Origin of the sequence: Streptomyces sp. NPDC006643, from assembly GCF_042870175.1 — a bacterium.
Taxonomy (GTDB): domain Bacteria; phylum Actinomycetota; class Actinomycetes; order Streptomycetales; family Streptomycetaceae; genus Streptomyces.
Window position 1 is genome coordinate 182,293 of the sequence record NZ_JBIAHA010000015.1, and the last position, 16,781, is coordinate 199,073.

The 16,781-nt window shown below is 70.0% G+C and carries 13 protein-coding genes and 5 tRNA genes; 8 read left to right on the forward strand and 10 right to left on the reverse strand.

The genetic code is table 11. The features are described from left to right. Positions 1–467 precede the first annotated feature (467 nt). Positions 468–674, forward strand: a complete 207-nt coding sequence (gene bldC, locus ACFYNU_RS21505; RefSeq protein ID WP_003949541.1) for a developmental transcriptional regulator BldC — start codon at positions 468–470, stop codon at positions 672–674. A 405-nt stretch (positions 675–1,079) separates the two neighbouring features. Here the strand turns inward: bldC and ACFYNU_RS21510 are convergent, their stop codons facing one another. The 7 genes from ACFYNU_RS21510 to ACFYNU_RS21540 form a co-directional block, all read right to left on the reverse strand. Further along, complete coding sequence (locus ACFYNU_RS21510) at positions 1,080–1,505, reverse strand: DUF6274 family protein (RefSeq protein WP_388767015.1); 426 nt, start codon at positions 1,503–1,505, stop codon at positions 1,080–1,082. Between the two features lie 32 nt (positions 1,506–1,537). Beyond that, a tRNA-Asp gene (locus tag ACFYNU_RS21515) sits at positions 1,538–1,612 on the reverse strand. A gap of 104 nt (positions 1,613–1,716) precedes the next feature. Further along, entirely contained in the window at positions 1,717–5,664 is a 3,948-nt protein-coding gene (hrpA, locus tag ACFYNU_RS21520) for an ATP-dependent RNA helicase HrpA (protein WP_356595996.1), read from the reverse strand. 159 nt (positions 5,665–5,823) lie between these two features. Continuing rightward, a tRNA-Phe gene (locus tag ACFYNU_RS21525) sits at positions 5,824–5,897 on the reverse strand. A 22-nt stretch (positions 5,898–5,919) separates the two neighbouring features. Beyond that, positions 5,920–5,994 (reverse strand) — tRNA-Asp (locus ACFYNU_RS21530). Positions 5,995–6,032: 38 nt separating this feature from the next. Beyond that, positions 6,033–6,105, reverse strand: a tRNA-Glu gene (locus ACFYNU_RS21535). 80 nt (positions 6,106–6,185) lie between these two features. Continuing rightward, entirely contained in the window at positions 6,186–7,865 is a 1,680-nt protein-coding gene (locus ACFYNU_RS21540; protein WP_356595998.1) for a metallophosphoesterase, read from the reverse strand. A gap of 100 nt (positions 7,866–7,965) precedes the next feature. Between ACFYNU_RS21540 and ACFYNU_RS21545 the strand changes: the two genes are divergently transcribed. From ACFYNU_RS21545 to ACFYNU_RS21570, 6 genes are all read left to right on the forward strand, one after another. Beyond that, positions 7,966–8,343 carry a metallopeptidase family protein gene (locus tag ACFYNU_RS21545; RefSeq protein WP_023540541.1) on the forward strand — a complete coding sequence of 126 codons (378 nt, stop codon included), beginning with the start codon at positions 7,966–7,968 and terminating at the stop codon, positions 8,341–8,343. Positions 8,344–8,432: 89 nt separating this feature from the next. Further along, positions 8,433–8,900, forward strand: coding sequence for a CrcB family protein (locus ACFYNU_RS21550; RefSeq protein WP_356596000.1), 468 nt, complete (start codon positions 8,433–8,435; stop codon positions 8,898–8,900). Beyond that, on the forward strand, positions 8,897–9,250 hold the full coding sequence (gene crcB / locus ACFYNU_RS21555) for a fluoride efflux transporter CrcB (RefSeq protein ID WP_356596002.1): 354 nt from the start codon (positions 8,897–8,899) through the stop codon (positions 9,248–9,250). The genes ACFYNU_RS21550 and crcB overlap by 4 nt, the downstream gene beginning before the upstream one ends. Positions 9,251–9,423: 173 nt before the next feature. Next, on the forward strand, positions 9,424–10,023 hold the full coding sequence (locus tag ACFYNU_RS21560) for a hypothetical protein (RefSeq protein ID WP_356596004.1): 600 nt from the start codon (positions 9,424–9,426) through the stop codon (positions 10,021–10,023). A gap of 204 nt (positions 10,024–10,227) precedes the next feature. After that, the gene (locus tag ACFYNU_RS21565) at positions 10,228–12,366 is read left to right on the forward strand and encodes a DEAD/DEAH box helicase (RefSeq protein WP_356596006.1); all 2,139 of its coding nucleotides are present in this window, start codon (positions 10,228–10,230) and stop codon (positions 12,364–12,366) included. Between the two features lie 145 nt (positions 12,367–12,511). Further along, positions 12,512–12,584: transfer RNA gene (locus ACFYNU_RS21570), tRNA-Lys, on the forward strand. A 379-nt stretch (positions 12,585–12,963) separates the two neighbouring features. On the opposite strand, the gene cutA is transcribed toward ACFYNU_RS21570, so the two are convergent. From cutA to ACFYNU_RS21585, 3 genes are all read right to left on the reverse strand, one after another. Continuing rightward, positions 12,964–13,287: a divalent-cation tolerance protein CutA gene (gene cutA / locus ACFYNU_RS21575; protein WP_356596008.1), complete on the reverse strand. Its 324-nt coding sequence runs from the start codon at positions 13,285–13,287 to the stop codon at positions 12,964–12,966. Between the two features lie 239 nt (positions 13,288–13,526). After that, a complete protein-coding gene (locus ACFYNU_RS21580; protein WP_356596010.1) occupies positions 13,527–14,189 on the reverse strand; it encodes an HAD-IA family hydrolase in 663 nt (220 codons plus the stop codon). Between the two features lie 171 nt (positions 14,190–14,360). Next, positions 14,361–15,425, reverse strand: coding sequence for a cobalamin-independent methionine synthase II family protein (locus ACFYNU_RS21585; RefSeq protein WP_356596012.1), 1,065 nt, complete (start codon positions 15,423–15,425; stop codon positions 14,361–14,363). A 272-nt stretch (positions 15,426–15,697) separates the two neighbouring features. Here ACFYNU_RS21585 and ACFYNU_RS21590 point away from each other — a divergent pair, with 272 nt between their 5' ends. Continuing rightward, a complete protein-coding gene (locus ACFYNU_RS21590; protein ID WP_356596014.1) occupies positions 15,698–16,771 on the forward strand; it encodes a zinc-binding dehydrogenase in 1,074 nt (357 codons plus the stop codon). Positions 16,772–16,781 lie beyond the last annotated feature (10 nt).

Genomic DNA, 16,781 nt, shown 5'->3' on the forward strand with positions numbered 1-16,781 from the left:
GGGCCATATGTCGCACGCCGGGGGACCAAGGCCCCGATCCGGGTGGTTTGCCTCAAGCGTGACGGACCGCACTAACGGGGCTCTTGCGCCCATCGCCCACCCTCGTGTCAAAATAGGACAAGGAGTCCGGGGAGGGCTCCTTCCGTCCAAGTAAGGGTGGAATGCTCAGTATTGCGTTCTATGGGGGGTCTCGTGACTCCTGATTGCTCCTGTGACTGATCGTCACTGCGACGTAACTGTCCGCTATGGCATGGTCCATCGGCTTCCGTCGTTGATGAACACCTGAGAGGGCAATTCCATCGGTTTGGCCGACGAGGCTGGACAGATGGTGTAGTTGTAGTGCCGAGGACAAGCCGTTCGTCCTATAACCGACTCGGCCCGCGTCCGCCATTTCGGGCAACGCGGGTCAAGGTGCAGAATTTAGAGGAAAGAACCGAGATGGTTCGGTTCTCCCGAGGAGGCCGCTCATGACCGCTCGCACCCCTGATGCCGAGCCGCTGCTGACCCCGGCTGAGGTTGCCACGATGTTCCGCGTGGACCCGAAGACGGTCACACGCTGGGCAAAGGCCGGCAAGCTCACGTCCATCCGCACGCTCGGTGGGCATCGCCGGTACCGCGAGGCAGAGGTCCGCGCACTGCTCGCGGGTATTCCGCAGCAGCGCAGCGAGGCCTGAAAAGCCTCGTCAGGGCACAGCTGACAACCAACCAACCCCAACCGGACACCCGGGTCCCCAATCCGGTCGTCCAACCTCATAGCTCCACATTGATCCACACAGCTACACAACGCACGACACGACGGGCACCTGCCCCAACAGGGCCCACGCTCCCGCAACACGGGGCAAGTCACTTTGATCGCGCTGGACTCCGCCGGGTCCAGCGCGATCTTTTTTGTGCCGTGGGACCGCGACGGGGCGCCGGTGGGACGGGAGTTGGGGCGAGGAAGGAAGCGCTTGCGGGGGCGTGCAATTGCACATATGAAATTTGCGGGTTGTAGGCGGGTTGTAAGCGCAGCCGTTCCGGAAATGTGAGCGGTGACACCCGTCACAGAGGCAACCTCTTGCCAACTCCGGTCATAGCGCCTAATGAGGGTCGCTGTCCGCTTCTGGTGGGCGGTTCGGGGCGGAGTTGTTGGTTGTCGTGCCTCCGGCGTCCGGGGGAGCGGGCGCGGCAGGCTCCATGGCGAGCCGCTGGAGACGATGGCAGACCGCGCAGTGCCGTGTGACGTGGCGGTAGCTCGTAGCAGCCGCCAGATGGGCACGCAGAAGCGCGCGAGTCTCGTGTCTGGCCGCCGGTGCCACCATGCGCGCCACCCCTCGGATAAGGGCCCCTGCTGATGACTTACCGGCGCCGGGGTGACGCGTCAACCCAAGACGCGGCAACGGGGCTTGGAGCGCGCTGTCATGCACCGGGGTCCCGAGGGGATTTGCTGTGTCTGATCGCGGCTCCGCCGCAGGCGCGGCCTCGGGCGGTGTCGGGCCGGGGTTCACACGACAGCGGGCCCGCATCCGAAGGGATGCGGGCCCGCTGCTATACAACGCGGTCCTGACGGGATTTGAACCCGCGGCCTCCACCTTGACAGGGTGGCGAGCACTCCAAACTGCTCCACAGGACCAGAATTCGCAGCTCCGGTGCGCTGTTCCTACCGGCGGCTGCGAAGACAGACTGTACAGCAGCTCGAAGGGTGCGGTCGAACCGGATCCGCGCCCCCGCGAGGAGCTACGGCACCGCCGCGTCGATCGCCTTCACGATGCGCTTGTCCGACACCGGCTGCGCCGTGCCCAGCGCGTGCGCGAAGTAGCTCACCCGCAGCTCCTCGATCATCCAGCGGATGTCCAGCACCTGCCGCGGCACCGGCCGCCCGCGCGGGAGCTGTTCGAGCAGCCACGCGTACTCGTCCCGCATCTCGTGGACCTTCTCCATCCGCGTGGTGTCGCGCTGGACGTTCGTCGGCATCTGCTGGAGCCTGCGGTCCGCCGCGACCAGGTAGCGCATCAGGTCGGGCAGCCTGCGCAGCCCCGTACGCGTCACGAAGCCCGCCGGCATCAGCTCCGCCAGCTGGTCCTTCACGTCCTGGACGTTGTTGATCAGGACCAGGCTGTTCGTGGACTTCAGCCGCCGTTCGCACGCCTGCCAGGCGGCCAGGATCTGCTCGACGTTGCCGATCGTCCGCACCGTCACGTCGACCAGGTCGGCGCGGACCTTCTCGTACAGCGCGCGGTACGACTTCTCGTCCCACGCCGGGCCCCCGTGCTCGGCGATCAGCCGGTCCGCCGCGGCCGTCGCGCAGTCCTCGAAGAGCCCCTGGATCGAGCCGTGCGGATTACGGGACAGGGCGAGCTTCTGCTTGTTCGTGAGGGTGTCCGAGGCGAACTTGGCCGGATTGACCGGGATGTTGAGCAGGATCAGCCGCCGCGTCCCCTGCCACATGGCCTGCTGCTGCTCGGCCTCGGTGTCGTAGAGCCGTACGGCCACGGTCTGGCCCTGGTCGACCAGCGCCGGGTACGCCTTGACCGGCTGGCCGGCCCGCCGGGTCTCGAAGGTGCGGCTGAGCGTGCCGATCGTCCAGTCGGTGAGGCCCGAGCGCTCGACGGACTCGCCCGTGGGCCCCGCCACCGCCGCGGCGGCCTGTGAGAGCGCCTGGCGGGCCTTGGGCCTGAGCGCGGTCCGCAGCGCCTCCAGGTCCTTGTCCTCGGCGATCTTGCGGCGCCGCTCGTCCACGATCCGGAAGGTGACCTTGAGATGGTCCGGCACCCGGCCGGGATCGAAGTCGTCCGCCGTGACGGGCACGCCGACCATCCGCTGAAGCTCGCGCGCCAGCGTCACGGGAAGCGCTTCCTGAAGGGGCACGGCGCGCTCCAGGAACTTCTTCGCGTAGTTCGGCGCCGGGACGTAGTGGCGGCGGATCGGCTTCGGCAGGGAGCGGATCAGCTCCACCACCACCTCCTCGCGCAGTCCCGGGATCTGCCAGTCGAAGCCCTCGGAGGTGATCTGGTTGAGCACCTGGAGCGGTACGTGGACGGTGACGCCGTCCGCGTCGGCCCCCGGCTCGAACTGGTACGTCACCCGGAACTTGAGCCGGCCCTGCCGCCAGGAGTCCGGATAGTCGTCCTTCGTGACGGCGCCCGCCGCCTCGTTGATGAGCATCGAGCGCTCGAAGTCGAGGAGTTCGGGCTCCTCCACGCGCTTGCGCTTCCACCACGAGTCGAAGTGGGCGCCGGAGACCACATGGTCGGGCACCCGCTCGTCGTAGAAGTCGAACAGCGTCTCGTCGTCCACGAGGATGTCGCGGCGCCGGGCGCGGTGCTCCAACTCCTCGACCTCGCCCAGAAGTTTGCGATTGTCATGGAAAAACTGATGGTGCGTCCGCCAGTCGCCCTCGACGAGCGCGTTGCGGATGAACAGGTCGCGCGACGCCTCCGCGTCGATCCGGCCGAAGTTCACCTTGCGCCGCTCGACGATCGGTACGCCGTACAGCGTGACCTTCTCGTACGCCATCACCGCCGCCTGGTCCTTCTCCCAGTGCGGCTCGCTGTACGTGCGCTTGATCAGGTGCTGGGCCAGCGGCTCGATCCAGTCGGGGTCGATCTTCGCGTTGACCCGCGCCCACAGCCGGGACGTCTCCACCAGCTCGGCGGACATGATGACGCGCGGCGGCTTCTTGAAGAGGGCTGAGCCGGGGAAGACCGCGAACTTCGCGTTGCGCGCCCCCACATACTCGTTCTTCGCGCCGTCCTTCACGTCCTTCAGGCCGATGTGCGACAGCAGACCGGAGAGCAGCGAGATGTGCACGGACTGGTCGGGCGCGGGGGCGTCGTCGTTCTCCTCGAACTTGATGCCCATCTGCTTGGCGACCGTGCGCAGTTGGGAGTAGATGTCCTGCCACTCGCGGATCCGCAGGAAGTTCAGATACTCCGCCTTGCACATCCGGCGGAACGCCGAGGAGCCGCGGGCCTTCTGCTGCTCGCGGATGTAGCGCCAGAGGTTCAGGAAGGCGAGGAAGTCGGAGGTCTCGTCGCGGAAACGGGCGTGCTGCTGGTCGGCCTGGGTCTGCTTCTCCGCCGGGCGTTCGCGCGGGTCCTGGATGGACAGCGCGGCGGCGATCACCATCACCTCGCGTACACAGCCGTTGCGCTCGGCCTCGATGACCATGCGCGCCAGGCGCGGGTCCACGGGCAACTGGGAGAGTTTGCGGCCGAGTTGGGTGAGCTGCTTGCGCGGGTCCTTCTGCGCGGCGTCGAACGCGCCCAGTTCCTGGAGGAGTTGGACGCCGTCACGGATGTTGCGGTGGTCCGGCGGGTCGATGAAGGGGAACTTCTCGATCTCGCCCAGACCGGCCGACGTCATCTGGAGGATGACCGATGCCAGGTTCGTACGGAGGATCTCGGCGTCCGTGAACTCGGGCCGCGCGTCGAAGTCGTCCTCGGAGAAGAGCCGGATGCAGATGCCGTCCGACGTACGCCCGCAGCGGCCCTTGCGCTGATTGGCACTGGCCTGCGAGATGCGCTCGATCGGCAGGCGCTGGACCTTGGTGCGGTGCGAGTAGCGGGAGATACGGGCGGTGCCGGGGTCGATCACGTACTTGATGCCCGGCACGGTCAGCGACGTCTCCGCCACGTTCGTCGCGAGCACGATCCTGCGGGTCGAGCCGCCGCCGGGTCTCTGGAAGACGCGGTGCTGCTCGGCGTGCGAGAGGCGCGCGTAGAGGGGGAGCACCTCGGTGTGCCGGAGCTTGCGTTTGTCCAGGGCGTCGGCGGTGTCGCGGATCTCGCGCTCGCCGGAGAGGAAGACCAGGACATCGCCGGGCCCCTCCGACTGGAGTTCGTCGACGGCGTCGCAGATGGCGGTGATCTGGTCGCGGTCGCCCTCGTCGCTGTCCTCTTCGAGCAGCGGGCGGTAGCGGACCTCGACCGGGAACGTACGCCCCGACACCTCCACGATCGGCGCGTCGCCGAAGTGACGGGAGAAGCGCTCCGGGTCGATCGTCGCCGAGGTGATGACGACCTTCAGATCCGGGCGGCGGGGCAGGAGCTGGGCGAGATAGCCGAGCAGGAAGTCGATGTTGAGGCTGCGCTCGTGGGCCTCGTCGATGATGATCGTGTCGTACGCGCGCAGATCGCGGTCCGACTGGATCTCGGCGAGCAGGATGCCGTCCGTCATGATCTTGACGAAGGTCGCGTCCTGGTTCACCTGGTCGGTGAAGCGGACCTTCCAGCCGACGGCCTCGCCGAGCGGGGTCCTCAGCTCGTCCGCGACGCGCTCGGCGACGGTCCGGGCGGCGATCCGGCGCGGCTGTGTGTGCCCGATCATCCCCCGGACGCCCCGGCCCAGCTCCATGCACATCTTGGGGATCTGGGTGGTCTTGCCCGAGCCGGTCTCCCCGGCGACGATCACGACCTGGTGGTCACGTATCGCCTCCAGGATCACGTCCTTCTTCTGACTGACGGGCAGTTGCTCGGGGTACGTGATCGCCGGCATCCGCGCCGCGCGGGCGCGCACACGCTCGGCGGACCTGCCCGCCTCGACCGCGATCTCGTCGAGGACGGCCTGCCGGGCTTCGGGCTTACGGATGCGCCGGACGCCTTCGAGACGGCGGCCGAGGCGCTGCGAGTCGCGCAGCGACACCTCGGCCAGCAGGGACTGAAGGTCGGCGAGGGAAGTAGACATACCGAGCCCAGGGTCTCACCCGGGCCCGGAGAGTGGCGAACCCATTTCGCGGGCGTTCGTGGGGCGGGGACACGGAAGCCCCCACCGAGATGATCGGCAGGGGCGTCTGTATCGAACGACTTGCTGGGGTCTTGCTGAGCACTTGCTGAAGAAGAGGAGTGGCTGGGGCCGGGATCGAACCGGCGACCTATCGCTTTTCAGGCGATCGCTCGTACCAACTGAGCTACCCAGCCACGCGGCTCTCGCGAGCCACAGCGGTCCTGACGGGATTTGAACCCGCGGCCTCCACCTTGACAGGGTGGCGAGCACTCCAAACTGCTCCACAGGACCAAGCAATGTGCGAGACGAGTCTCGCACACGGTGTTGCGTGCCCCCAACGGGATTCGAACCCGTGCTACCGCCTTGAAAGGGCGGCGTCCTGGGCCACTAGACGATGAGGGCTAAGGGCCCGCCTGGGCGCTTGGTAGCGCGTCGGGGACGTGAGAAGCATATGGGATGCGGGGAGCTATCGCCAAAACGGTTTACGGGGAGGGGGAGCGGGAGCCGGACGGCGGTCCGGACGCCGGTCCGGACTGTGCGCCCGAGGGGGATCCGGAGGGCGTTCCGGAGGGGGATCCGGACGGGGACCCCGAGGGTGGTGCCGACGGTGACGGGTCCGTGCCCGGTACGCCCGCCTCCTCCGGGAGATGGCGGCTGACCTCCGCCGTCGTCAGCCCCAGACCACCCAGGGTGATCTCGTCCCACGCCTGGAGCCGCTTCGTCGTGCTGTCCAGATAGAGCAGCGAGGCGCGGACCTTCTCCGGCTCGTCGTTCTGCACCGCGCGCAGCCCGCCGCCGCCCGCCGAACCCTCGATCTTCAGGCGCGTACCGAGCGGCATGATCTCGGTGTCGCGGTGGTGGACATGGCCGGCCAGCACGAGCGGGACGGTGCCGTCGGTCTCCCTGGCGGCGATCGGGTTGTGCGCGACGGCGATGTCCACCGGGGTGCCCGCCCGCTCCTGGTCGCGGATGGCCGACGCCAGCCGGACGCCCGCCATCTCCTCGGCCGGATCACCGCCGTTGGGCAGCGAGCGGTCGGGGGTGAACTGCGGATCGCCCGTGCCCGCCACCCGGATCCCGGCGACGGTGACGGCGCGGCCGTTGTCGAGGACATGGACGTTCTTCAGGCCCCGCAGATACTTCTGGGTGGCGGCCGAGTCGTGGTTGCCGCGGACCCAGACGTACGGGGCGCCGAGGTCGGGGATCGGGTCGAGGAAGCTGTTCTCGGCGGCCGATCCGTGGTCCATGGTGTCGCCGGAGTCGATGATCAGGTCGATCTTGTACTGCTTCACGAGCGAGCCGATGATGGCCCACGCGGCGGGGTTGAGATGGATGTCGGAGACCTGGAGGACGCGCAGGGTGCCGGGGTCCGGCTGGTACGAGGGCAGGGTCGACGTCGCGTCGTACAGCTTGGTCACGTTGGTGACCAGGCGCGCCAACTCCTTCTGGTAGACGTCGAATTCGGTGACGATCGAGCGCGCGCTGCCGACGACCTGCGGGGCCGAGGAGAGCAGCCCGGAGAAGCGGGGCTCCAGGACCGATTTCGGATTCCAGGTCGCGAACGCCGTGACGCCGGCCGCGGCCAGCAGGGCGAGGGCGAGCCCGCCGGCGGCCAGCGCGCGGCGCGGGCGGCGGTAGACGGCCAGGCCGAGGGCGGTGGCGCCGGAGACGACCGCGACACAGGACCGTACGGCCAGCTCCGTGGCCCCGGCCGAGACGTCGTGCGCGACCTCGTCCTGGAGGCCGGAGAGACGTTCGGGGTGCTCGACGAGGGCCTGTGAGCGGACCGGGTCGAGCTGGTCGACGTCGACGTCGAGGCGGATCGGGGCCGTGTGCGAGTCCAGCTCCAGGGCGCCCAGCGGCGAGACGTTGATCTTCGTGCCGCCGGTGAGGGAGGGCCGCAGGGTCATCTTCGTGTCCATGGGCCCGACCGGCGTACGGACGCTGCCGACGATCAGCAGCCCGAGCCAGGCGCCGAACAGCACGACGGCGACGAGGCCGAGCGCGCGGCTGTAGGGGTGCGGGGAGCTGACGAGGGCGCTGGTCGGGACGGAGCCGCGGGACCGGTAGTGCCGTTGGAACCGCCGTTGGAATCGCTGTGGGATTCGGCTGATCGCTCCGAGCGCGGTACGGAACGGGACACGGCGTACGTCGCGGGCCATTGGGCGCGTATGCCCAGGGGGGTGAGGGATCATGCGCGGGCGTCGCCTTTCCCCGATCTTGGTGGCCCCCGATCCCGCGGACCTGCGTGACAATGGCGGGGTGCTGGAGATGACGCGCGAGGAGTTCGAAGAACTGGTGGCCGAGGCGCTCGACCGGATCCCGCCGGAGCTGATGCGGCTGATGGACAACGTCGCGGTGTTCGTGGAGGACGAGCCGGACCCCGCCTCGGCGAAGGAGTCGGGGGAGGAGTTCGACCCCGATCTGCTCGGGCTCTACGAGGGGACTCCGCTGACCGACCGCGGCGAGTGGTACGCGGGGGTGCTGCCGGACCGGATCACGATCTACCGGGGGCCGACGCTGCGGATGTGCGAGACGCGCGAGGAAGTGGTGGCCGAGACGGAGATCACGGTGGTGCACGAGATCGCGCACCACTTCGGGATCGACGACGAGCGGCTGCACGAGCTGGGGTACGGGTGAGCGCGGCGGGGGATCCTGTCGGGCCGGGTGACCCTGTCGATCCTGTCGATCCTGTCGATCCTGCGGATTCTGTGGATTCTGCGGATTCTGTGGAACCGGTCGACCCCGATGTCGATCTGCGGCTGCCCGGTCAGCGCGCCGAGACGGCTGGGCACCGGCTGTGGCAGGTGCTGGCCGTCATCTCGGCGGGCGGTGCGGCGGGCGCGACGGCGCGGTACGGCGCGGAGCGCCTGTGGCCCACCCCCGACGGGACCTTTCCCTGGACGACGTTCGTGGTGAACGTGGTGGGCTGCGGGCTGATCGGTGTGCTGATGGTGCTGGTCGCCGAGGGCGGCCGGTCGGTGCGTCCGCTGGTGCGGCCGTTCCTCGGGGTGGGGGTGCTGGGCGGCTTCACGACGTTCTCGACGTACACGCTGGACTTCCTGCGGCTGGTAAGGCACGGGGAGGCGCCGGGGGCGTTCGGGTACGCGGCCGTGACGCTCGTGGCCGCGCTGGCGGCGGTGTGGCTGGCGGCGACGGTGACGCGGCGGGCCGTGGGGCCGGTGGCGGCGCCGTGAACTGGCTGCTGGTCGTCGTGGGGGGCGCGATCGGCGCGCCGCTGCGGTATCTGACGGACCGTATGGTGCAGACGTGGCACGAAACCCTGTTCCCGTGGGGGACGTTCGCCGTCAACGTGGCGGGGAGCCTGGTGCTGGGCGTGCTGGCCGGGGCGGCGGTGTCGTCGGCGGCGTACACCCTGCTCGGCACGGGGCTGTGCGGGGCGCTCACAACGTACTCGACCTTCTCGTACGAGACGCTGCGGCTGGCTGAGCGCGGGAAGCCGCTGCTGGCGGGCGCGTATGTGACGGGGTCGCTGCTGGTGGGTCTGGGTGCGGTGTGGGCCGGGTGGGAGCTGGGGGCGCTCTGACGGCACGGCACTGCCCGGTACGGCCCGGCACGGCCCGGAGTCGGTTGGGCGGGTGCCGGGCGTGTCCCTAGTGGGGCAACGGAAGTTGAGCAGGGCAATCATTCCCCTGCCGTCGGGCGCCGTCGGGCCTCCTTCGGTGGGCGAGCCGTTCCACGCCCCCGGAGGTGCCCCGCGTGCGCCAGTTGTCCGCCGCCGGCCGTTTGTCCGCCACCGGCCGTTTCGCCGTCTGGATCGTCACCTCGATGGCGGTCGCCACCTCCACGGGCTGCATGAGCGTCGGCGACGACGAAGGGAAGCCGGCCCCCTCGCGATCGGCGGAGCAGCACGGGTCCGTCGCCGAGCCGGACGGTGGCACGGCGGCGGACGCCGGTGTCGGTCTGCCGGTGGACGGCCGGGGCGAGGCGGGGCCGAAGGGCGCCGAGCACTCCGGCAAGCACGGTGAGAAGGGCAAGCCGGGGGCGGCGGAGAAGTCGGGCGACCCGGCGGCGAAACCGTCGAAGGGCCCGGACGGCAAGCCGCTTCCGCCGGCGCCGAGGCCGCCGGACGGTGACGTACCGCCCGCGGAACAGCCGACGCGTACCCCGCCGCCGGCCTCCGAGCCGCCGCTGCCGGACCCCGATCCGGAGCCGCCGACGCAGCCCGAGCCGAGCGGTCCGCCGGAGCCGCCGACGGCGTCGCCGATGGCGGACGTACGGACGAGCGCGCTGTCGCCCGGGGACGGGTACGGGATGCTGAAGGAGCCCGCGGCGTCGCCGCAGATGGGGCCGGTGTGAGGCGGGTCGCGCGGGGGGCGGTTTGCCAGGGAGGGGGAGCGGTGCGTATGGTAGTAGATCGTTTGATCATTGCCTGGCGCCGACACAGAAGAGCGCCGCGTGGCGCGTACTCTCCCTTGCCGTGGCTGACCGCATTGAGGCGGTCGAATTGCGAATCACGGAGTTTGGGCGCGTGCCGAGACTCCGGAAGGTTTCGCATTTCGCATGTCCATTTCCAGTACTGACCACACCGTCATGCCCGAGAACGTCTCCGACGACTCGATCGAGAGCGTGCCGGCAGCGGCCGTAGCGACCTCAGAGGCCGTAGAGACCCCGGAGTCGACCGAAACGGTCGAGACGACGGAGACGGCGGAGACCCCCGCCGCCCCGAAGACTCCCGAAATCACCTTCGGCGACCTGGGGTTGCCCGAAGGCATCGTCCGCAAGCTCGCCCAGAACGGCGTCGTCGCGCCCTTCCCGATCCAGGCCGCGACCATCCCGGACGCCCTGGCCGGCAAGGACATCCTGGGCCGCGGCCGTACCGGCTCCGGCAAGACCCTCTCCTTCGGTCTGCCGCTGCTGGCCACCCTCACCGAGGGCCACACCGAGAAGAAGAAGCCCCGCGGCGTCATCCTGACCCCGACCCGCGAGCTGGCGATGCAGGTCGCCGACGCCCTCCAGCCGTACGGCGACGTGCTCGGCCTGAAGATGAAGGTCGTCTGCGGCGGTACGTCGATGGGCAACCAGATCTACGCGCTGGAGCGTGGCGTCGACGTCCTCGTCGCCACCCCCGGCCGGCTGCGCGACATCATCAACCGCGGCGCGTGCTCGCTGGAGAACGTGCAGATCGCGGTCCTCGACGAGGCCGACCAGATGTCCGACCTGGGCTTCCTGCCCGAGGTCACCGAACTGCTCGACCAGGTGCCGGCCGGCGGCCAGCGCATGCTCTTCTCCGCCACGATGGAGAACGAGATCAGCACGCTGGTCAAGCGCTACCTGAAGAACCCCGTGCACCACGAGGTCGACAGCGCGCAGGGCAACGTCACGACCATGAGCCACCACGTGCTCGTCGTGAAGCCCAAGGACAAGGCGCCCGTCACGGCCGCCATCGCGGCGCGCAAGGGCCGCACGATCATCTTCGTCCGTACGCAGCTGGGCGCCGACCGTATCGCCGAGCAGCTGCGCGACTCGGGCGTCAAGGCGGACGCGCTGCACGGCGGCATGACGCAGGGCGCGCGGACGCGGACGCTGGCGGACTTCAAGGAAGGTCTCGTCAACGCGCTCGTCGCGACCGACGTGGCCGCCCGCGGTATCCACGTCGACGGCATCGACCTGGTTCTGAACGTGGACCCGGCCGGTGACCACAAGGACTACCTGCACCGTTCGGGCCGTACGGCGCGCGCCGGCAAGTCCGGCGTCGTCGTCTCGCTGGCCCTGCCGCACCAGCGCCGCCAGATCTTCCGGCTGATGGAGGACGCGGGCGTCGACGCCGCGCGTCACATGGTCGCCGGAGCGGGCGCGTTCGAGCCGGAGGTCGCTGAGATCACCGGCGCGCGTTCGCTGACCGAGGTGCAGGCCGACTCCGCGAACAACTCCGCCAAGCAGGCGGAGCGCGAGGTCGCCGACCTCACCAAGGAGCTGGAGCGCCTCCAGCGCCGCGCCGGCGAACTGCGCGAGGAGGCCGACCGCCTCGTCGCGCGTGCGGCGCGCGAGCGCGGGGACGACCCGGAGGCGGCGGTGGCCGAGGTCGCGGCTGAGGCAGCGGCGGCCATCGAGGCGGCGGCGGCGATCGCGGCCGTCCCGGCGCAGACGTCGCGTGACGACCGTGGCAACTACGCGCGGCGGGACGACCGCGGCGAGCGCAGCGGCCGTGGTGGCGCGAAGGGCTACACGCCGCGCGACGGCGGCAGCGGTGACCGTGGCGGCTTCCAGCGCCGTGACGACCGCAAGGAAGGCGGCTTCCGCAGGGACGACCGCCGTGACGACCGCGGTGGTGACCGCGGTGGCTTCCAGCGCCGTGACGACAGGCCCGCGAGCGGCGGTTTCCAGCGTCGTGACGACCGGCCGGCCGGTGGCGGCTTCCGCCGCGACGACCGCAAGGAAGGCGGCTTCAACCGCGACCGCAGGGACGACCGCCGCGACGGCGCCCGTCCGTTCCAGGGCCGGGACCACCGTCCCACCGGTGACCGCCCGTTCAACCGCGACCGCCGCGACGACCGCCCCTCGGGCGGCTTCCGCTCCGGCGGCCACGACCGCCCGTCGGGCCGCCGCGACGACCACCGCGGAGGCACGACCGGTACGGGCACGAGCACGGGCTCGTTCGGCCGCCGCGACGACAAGCCGCGCTGGAAGCGCAACGGCTGACCGCCCCACCACCAAGCACGACGGGGCCCGTACCGCACCGAACCCGGCTGCGCTACGGGCCCCGCCCCGTGCTCCACCCCCTACCGGGGGGATACCCGATCGGCTCGCCGCCCCGGGCGGGCTATGCTCGTGGATGACTCGTCAGGGGCCGTTAGCTCAATTGGCAGAGCAGTGGACTTTTAATCCATTGGTTGTGGGTTCGAGTCCCACACGGCCTACAGAGAAAGCCCAGAGGGGGACTGCCCCCTCTGGGCTTTCGTCATTTCTCGGACAGTGCCGGCCCGAAGTGCGAACGATCACGACATGACGAAGCCCCGCCCATCGGATGTGCCCGGTGAGCGGGGCCGTTCGGATCAGCGGGTGATGGTGTACGGCTCCGATGTCGCCGGGTCCACGAACACCATGAAGGGGTCCCGTAAGGCCGGTCCTTCATCAGGCCGTGCCGCTTCCGGGGCGGGGGCGCTGCCGCCTTGGCCGTTCTGTATCGGGCGACCACGGTCACGTCCGCTCAGCTTCTCGCCCTGCCACTTGGGTCCGGCGCCCACTGCGGACTGGCAGCCGCGGACGCCGCGCCGGCCAAGGCGGCGGCCTGACGAGTTACTCGGCTTCGGTGCTGGACATCACCCAGCGCAGGCAGGATTCCGCACCAGCCACGATGGGGACGGCACTGACCTCGGGGCTGTCCCAGGGGTGATGCTCCAACAGGTGTGCTTCCAGGGCCGGATACCGGTCGGAGCGGGTCTTCATCAGGAGTTGCCACTCCTCGCCCGTGCCGAACTCGCCCTTGTGCCAGAAGACTGACGTGACGGGGCCGATGATCTGCGCTCCGGCGGCCAGGCGCTCACGTACGACGGACTGCGCGAGCCGGACGGCCTGTTCACGGGTCTCGGTGGCGGTGGACACCTGCACGAGGTCAGTCATGGTCGGGAGCCTATCCATCCCCGGGCGCGCCGAACACGACGAAAGCGTCCCCGCCCTCCCGGAGGAGAGCTGGGCAATGCGAAGCGGCTCATGCGGGCCCAGAGGCAGGCCCGCCGCTGTGGGTTTCCGCACGCGGAGCGCCTTCATGCGCTCCGCGGTGGTGTCCTCCGGCGGATCCGCACGGACAGCACTGGGTGGCGCACTGGTGCCGACAGGCTTTGACCGGACCGCAGTTGGGCCTACGTGGCGGACGCCGCCGTCACGCCGAGGAGCGTCTCCAGCTCGGCCACCGCGGTGGCCTCGTCCGTCGCGTGGACGGTGGTGATGCCCAGCTCGGCGGCCGGCGGGAGGTTGAGCGCGTGATCATCCACGAAGACGCACCGCTCGGCCGGGACGCCGATGAGTTCGAGGGCGAGCTGGTAGATGGCCGGGTCGGGCTTGGCCAGCCCCACCAGTTCGGACACGACGTGTACGTCGAACAGGTCCCAGACGCCGACGTGTTCGTACGGGTTGAACGGATCGAGGCCGAAGCTGTTGGACAGCAACGCCAGCCGATGGCCGGCCGCACGCGCGGAACGGGCTAGCGCCGCCATCCGGCCGGCCGCGGGCACCTCGGCCCAGGCCCGCCCCATCAGGTTCACGGGATCGACGTGCTTCCCGAGGAGAGCGGCCGTGCGCCGGTTCCACTCGGTCTGCCCTATCTCGCCGATCTCCAACGCCGTGTAGAGGCGGCGCCCTTCGGGATGATCGCCGAGAGTGCCGCGCCATGCTCCGGGCGCCAGCCCTTCGGAGACGCACCAGGCGCGGTGGACGTCGACGGGACTGGCGGTGAGCACTCCGGCGAAGTCGAGGATCAGACCGCGCTGCTCGTGCCCGTCGGCGGCGACAGTGCTGTGCGGCATGCGGTGACGTCCCTTCCGCGATTGGCCTTACCGGACGCTACCCCGCGTCACACAGCGCTTCCCGAGTGAGCGAGTCGCTGTGTACTGACGAACCACCAGCCGTTCTGGAAGAGCATGATCTTTTGGACTGCGGCTGGAGACCCGCCGCTCCAGCGGGTGCCATCGCCGTGGCTACAGGCCGAGAGCCTGGGCGGCGAGTTCGGTGCCGCGCAGGCGGGCCTCGATCTTGGCGAAGGCGGTCTCCCTTGAGGTGGAGGTGTCGTCGGCGAAGGGGGCGAAGCCGGCGTCGTCGCAGGTGCCCAGCTGGTCGGCCGGGATGTGGCGGGCGGCCTCCAGGACGCGGTCGCGTACCTCCTCGGGGGTCTCGATCCTGGGGTCGATCGGGTCGGTGACGCCGACGAACACGCGGATTCCGGGGCGCAGCTGGTCGGCGACGATCCGCAGGACGCGTTCGCGGTCCGGCTCGCCGGCCAGCTGGAGGTAGAAGTTGCCGACCGTGAGCTGGAACAGCTTGGGCAGCAGCTCGGCGTAGTCGACGTCGAGGCTGTGGGTGGAGTCCTGGTCGGCCCCGGGGTCGGTGTGTACGCCGAGACGGGCCCGCTCGTCTTCGGTGAACCGGCCCACGACCTTGTTGTTGAGGGCGACGAAGTCGTCGAGGAGACTGCCGGACGGGTCGAGCTTCAGCGACAGCCGGGCCTCGGTGAAGTCCAGTTGCACGCGGTGCGCGCCCGCGGTGAGGCAGCCGCGGATGTCGGCCTCGGACTCGTCGGCGAGGTCGTTCAGGAACGACTCACGGGAGTATCCGTCGATGCCGCCGGCCGGGTGGAGCAGGCTCAGGGCCGAGGGTGCGACGACTGCCTGCTTGACCGGGAGGTCGGTGCGTTCGCGGGCGGCGCGGAGGTAGGTCTCGGCCCGCACCTGGTAGCGGAACGGTCCGCCGGTCAGGACGGGCAGCTGCCGGGTGTGCCCGTCGGCGAAGGGGATGACAGGACCGTCGGGATCCAGGCCCGCCAGGCCGGTGAGCGGGTAGGTGAGTGAACTGGGCTTGCCCTGGTCGCCGTCGACCAGGACCGGGCTGCCCAGCTTCTCCAGCTGGGCGAGGGTGTCGGCGACGGCCTCGCCCTGAAGGCGCGCCAGTTCAGCGTCGTCCACTCGCCCGGCGGCATGGTCGGCGTACGCCTGGATCAGCGCCTGTGGACGGGGAAGGCTGCCGATCGGCTCGGTAGGAATGCTCATGATCCGCACCCTAGGAGTCACCGGCACGCCTTCAGACCGGGAGCGGAGCCCCTCGGCGCTGTCGCTCCCGGCGCTTCCCGCGCCCCTCGGCGGCGGAACATGACCAGCTCGTCGGGCGAGGGTTCACCCGATCGAGCTTCTGGCCGAGGGCGGCTGCGGGTTGACCGATCCGTACGAACGGGTACGAACGGGAGCCGGTGCAAGGTGAACACCGCGCGAACTTGTATCTACAATGCTTGGTGTCTGGCGCGGAGCCATGACAAGTTCCCTCCATGAACTCTTCGATGGACACCGTCCCCGTCCGCTACGCGCGGTGGAACGGTGTGGACCGGCCCTTCACCGTTGTCTCGGACAGCACTCCCCAGGTCCCCGGCCGCGGGGAGCTGCTGGTCCGGGTCGATCTGGCCACCGTGTGCGGGAGCGATCTGCATACCGTGGGTGGGAAGCGGCCCTCCCCGGTGCCGGCCGTGCTGGGGCATGAGCAGGTGGGGACCGTGGTCGGGGTGGGGGCGGGGGGTGTGCGGGGGGTTGATGGGGCTCTGGTGGGGGTCGGGGCGCGGGTGGTGTGGTCGGTCACCGCGTCGTGCGGGGGGTGTGAGCGGTGCGAACGCGGACTGACGCAGAAGTGCCTGGAGTTGAGCAAGTACGGGCACCAACCGCTGCTGGAAGACGCCCCGTTGACGGGCGGGTTCGCCACGCACTGTGTGGTTCTGCCGGGTACGGCCGTCGTGGCGGTGCCCGACGAGGTTCCGGACGTGGTCGCCAGTCCGGCGTCCTGTGCCACCGCGACCGTCGCCGCCGCGCTGGTGGCTGCCGGGACGGTCGCGGAGCGGCGGGTGTTGGTGACGGGCGCGGGGATGCTCGGGCTGACGGCGGTGGCGATGGCGACGACGGCGGGTGCCCGGGTGGTCGCGGTCGACCCGGATCCGGTCCGGCGGCGGCAGGCTCTGGCGTTCGGCGCGCGGGACGTCGGTGACGGCTCGGCGCCGGCGGGCTCGTTCGATGTGGCACTGGAGTTCTCCGGGCAACCCGCCGCCGTACGGATGTGTCTGGACTCCCTCGCGGTGGGCGGCGTGGCCGTGCTCGTGGGGTCGGTGTCGCCGGGGGAGCCCGTACCGCTGGATCCCGAGCGGCTGGTCCGTGGGCTGCACACCGTCGTCGGCGTACACAACTACCGGCCCGAGGACCTGCTGACGGCGGTGCGGTTCCTGACGGAGCACCACCGCACGTTCCCCTTCGCGGACCTCGTCGGGACGACGTATCCGCTGGACCGCGTGGATGCCGCGATCGAGGCGGCGCGCGGCGCCGCCGCCCCGCGACAGGCGTTGGCTCCGGGGCTGGGATGACCCCGGGTGC

Bases quoted from the DNA above. Each gene is read 5' to 3' on its own strand.
- bldC (WP_003949541.1), top strand. From the start codon at position 468: ATGACCGCTCGCACCCCTGATGCCGAGCCGCTGCTGACCCCGGCTGAG.
- ACFYNU_RS21510 (WP_388767015.1), bottom strand. From the start codon at position 1,505: ATGCGGGCCCGCTGTCGTGTGAACCCCGGCCCGACACCGCCCGAGGCC.
- hrpA (WP_356595996.1), bottom strand. From the start codon at position 5,664: ATGTCTACTTCCCTCGCCGACCTTCAGTCCCTGCTGGCCGAGGTGTCG.
- ACFYNU_RS21540 (WP_356595998.1), bottom strand. From the start codon at position 7,865: ATGGCCCGCGACGTACGCCGTGTCCCGTTCCGTACCGCGCTCGGAGCG.
- ACFYNU_RS21565 (WP_356596006.1), top strand. From the start codon at position 10,228: ATGTCCATTTCCAGTACTGACCACACCGTCATGCCCGAGAACGTCTCC.
- cutA (WP_356596008.1), bottom strand. From the start codon at position 13,287: ATGACTGACCTCGTGCAGGTGTCCACCGCCACCGAGACCCGTGAACAG.
- ACFYNU_RS21580 (WP_356596010.1), bottom strand. From the start codon at position 14,189: ATGCCGCACAGCACTGTCGCCGCCGACGGGCACGAGCAGCGCGGTCTG.
- ACFYNU_RS21585 (WP_356596012.1), bottom strand. From the start codon at position 15,425: ATGAGCATTCCTACCGAGCCGATCGGCAGCCTTCCCCGTCCACAGGCG.
- ACFYNU_RS21590 (WP_356596014.1), top strand. From the start codon at position 15,698: ATGAACTCTTCGATGGACACCGTCCCCGTCCGCTACGCGCGGTGGAAC.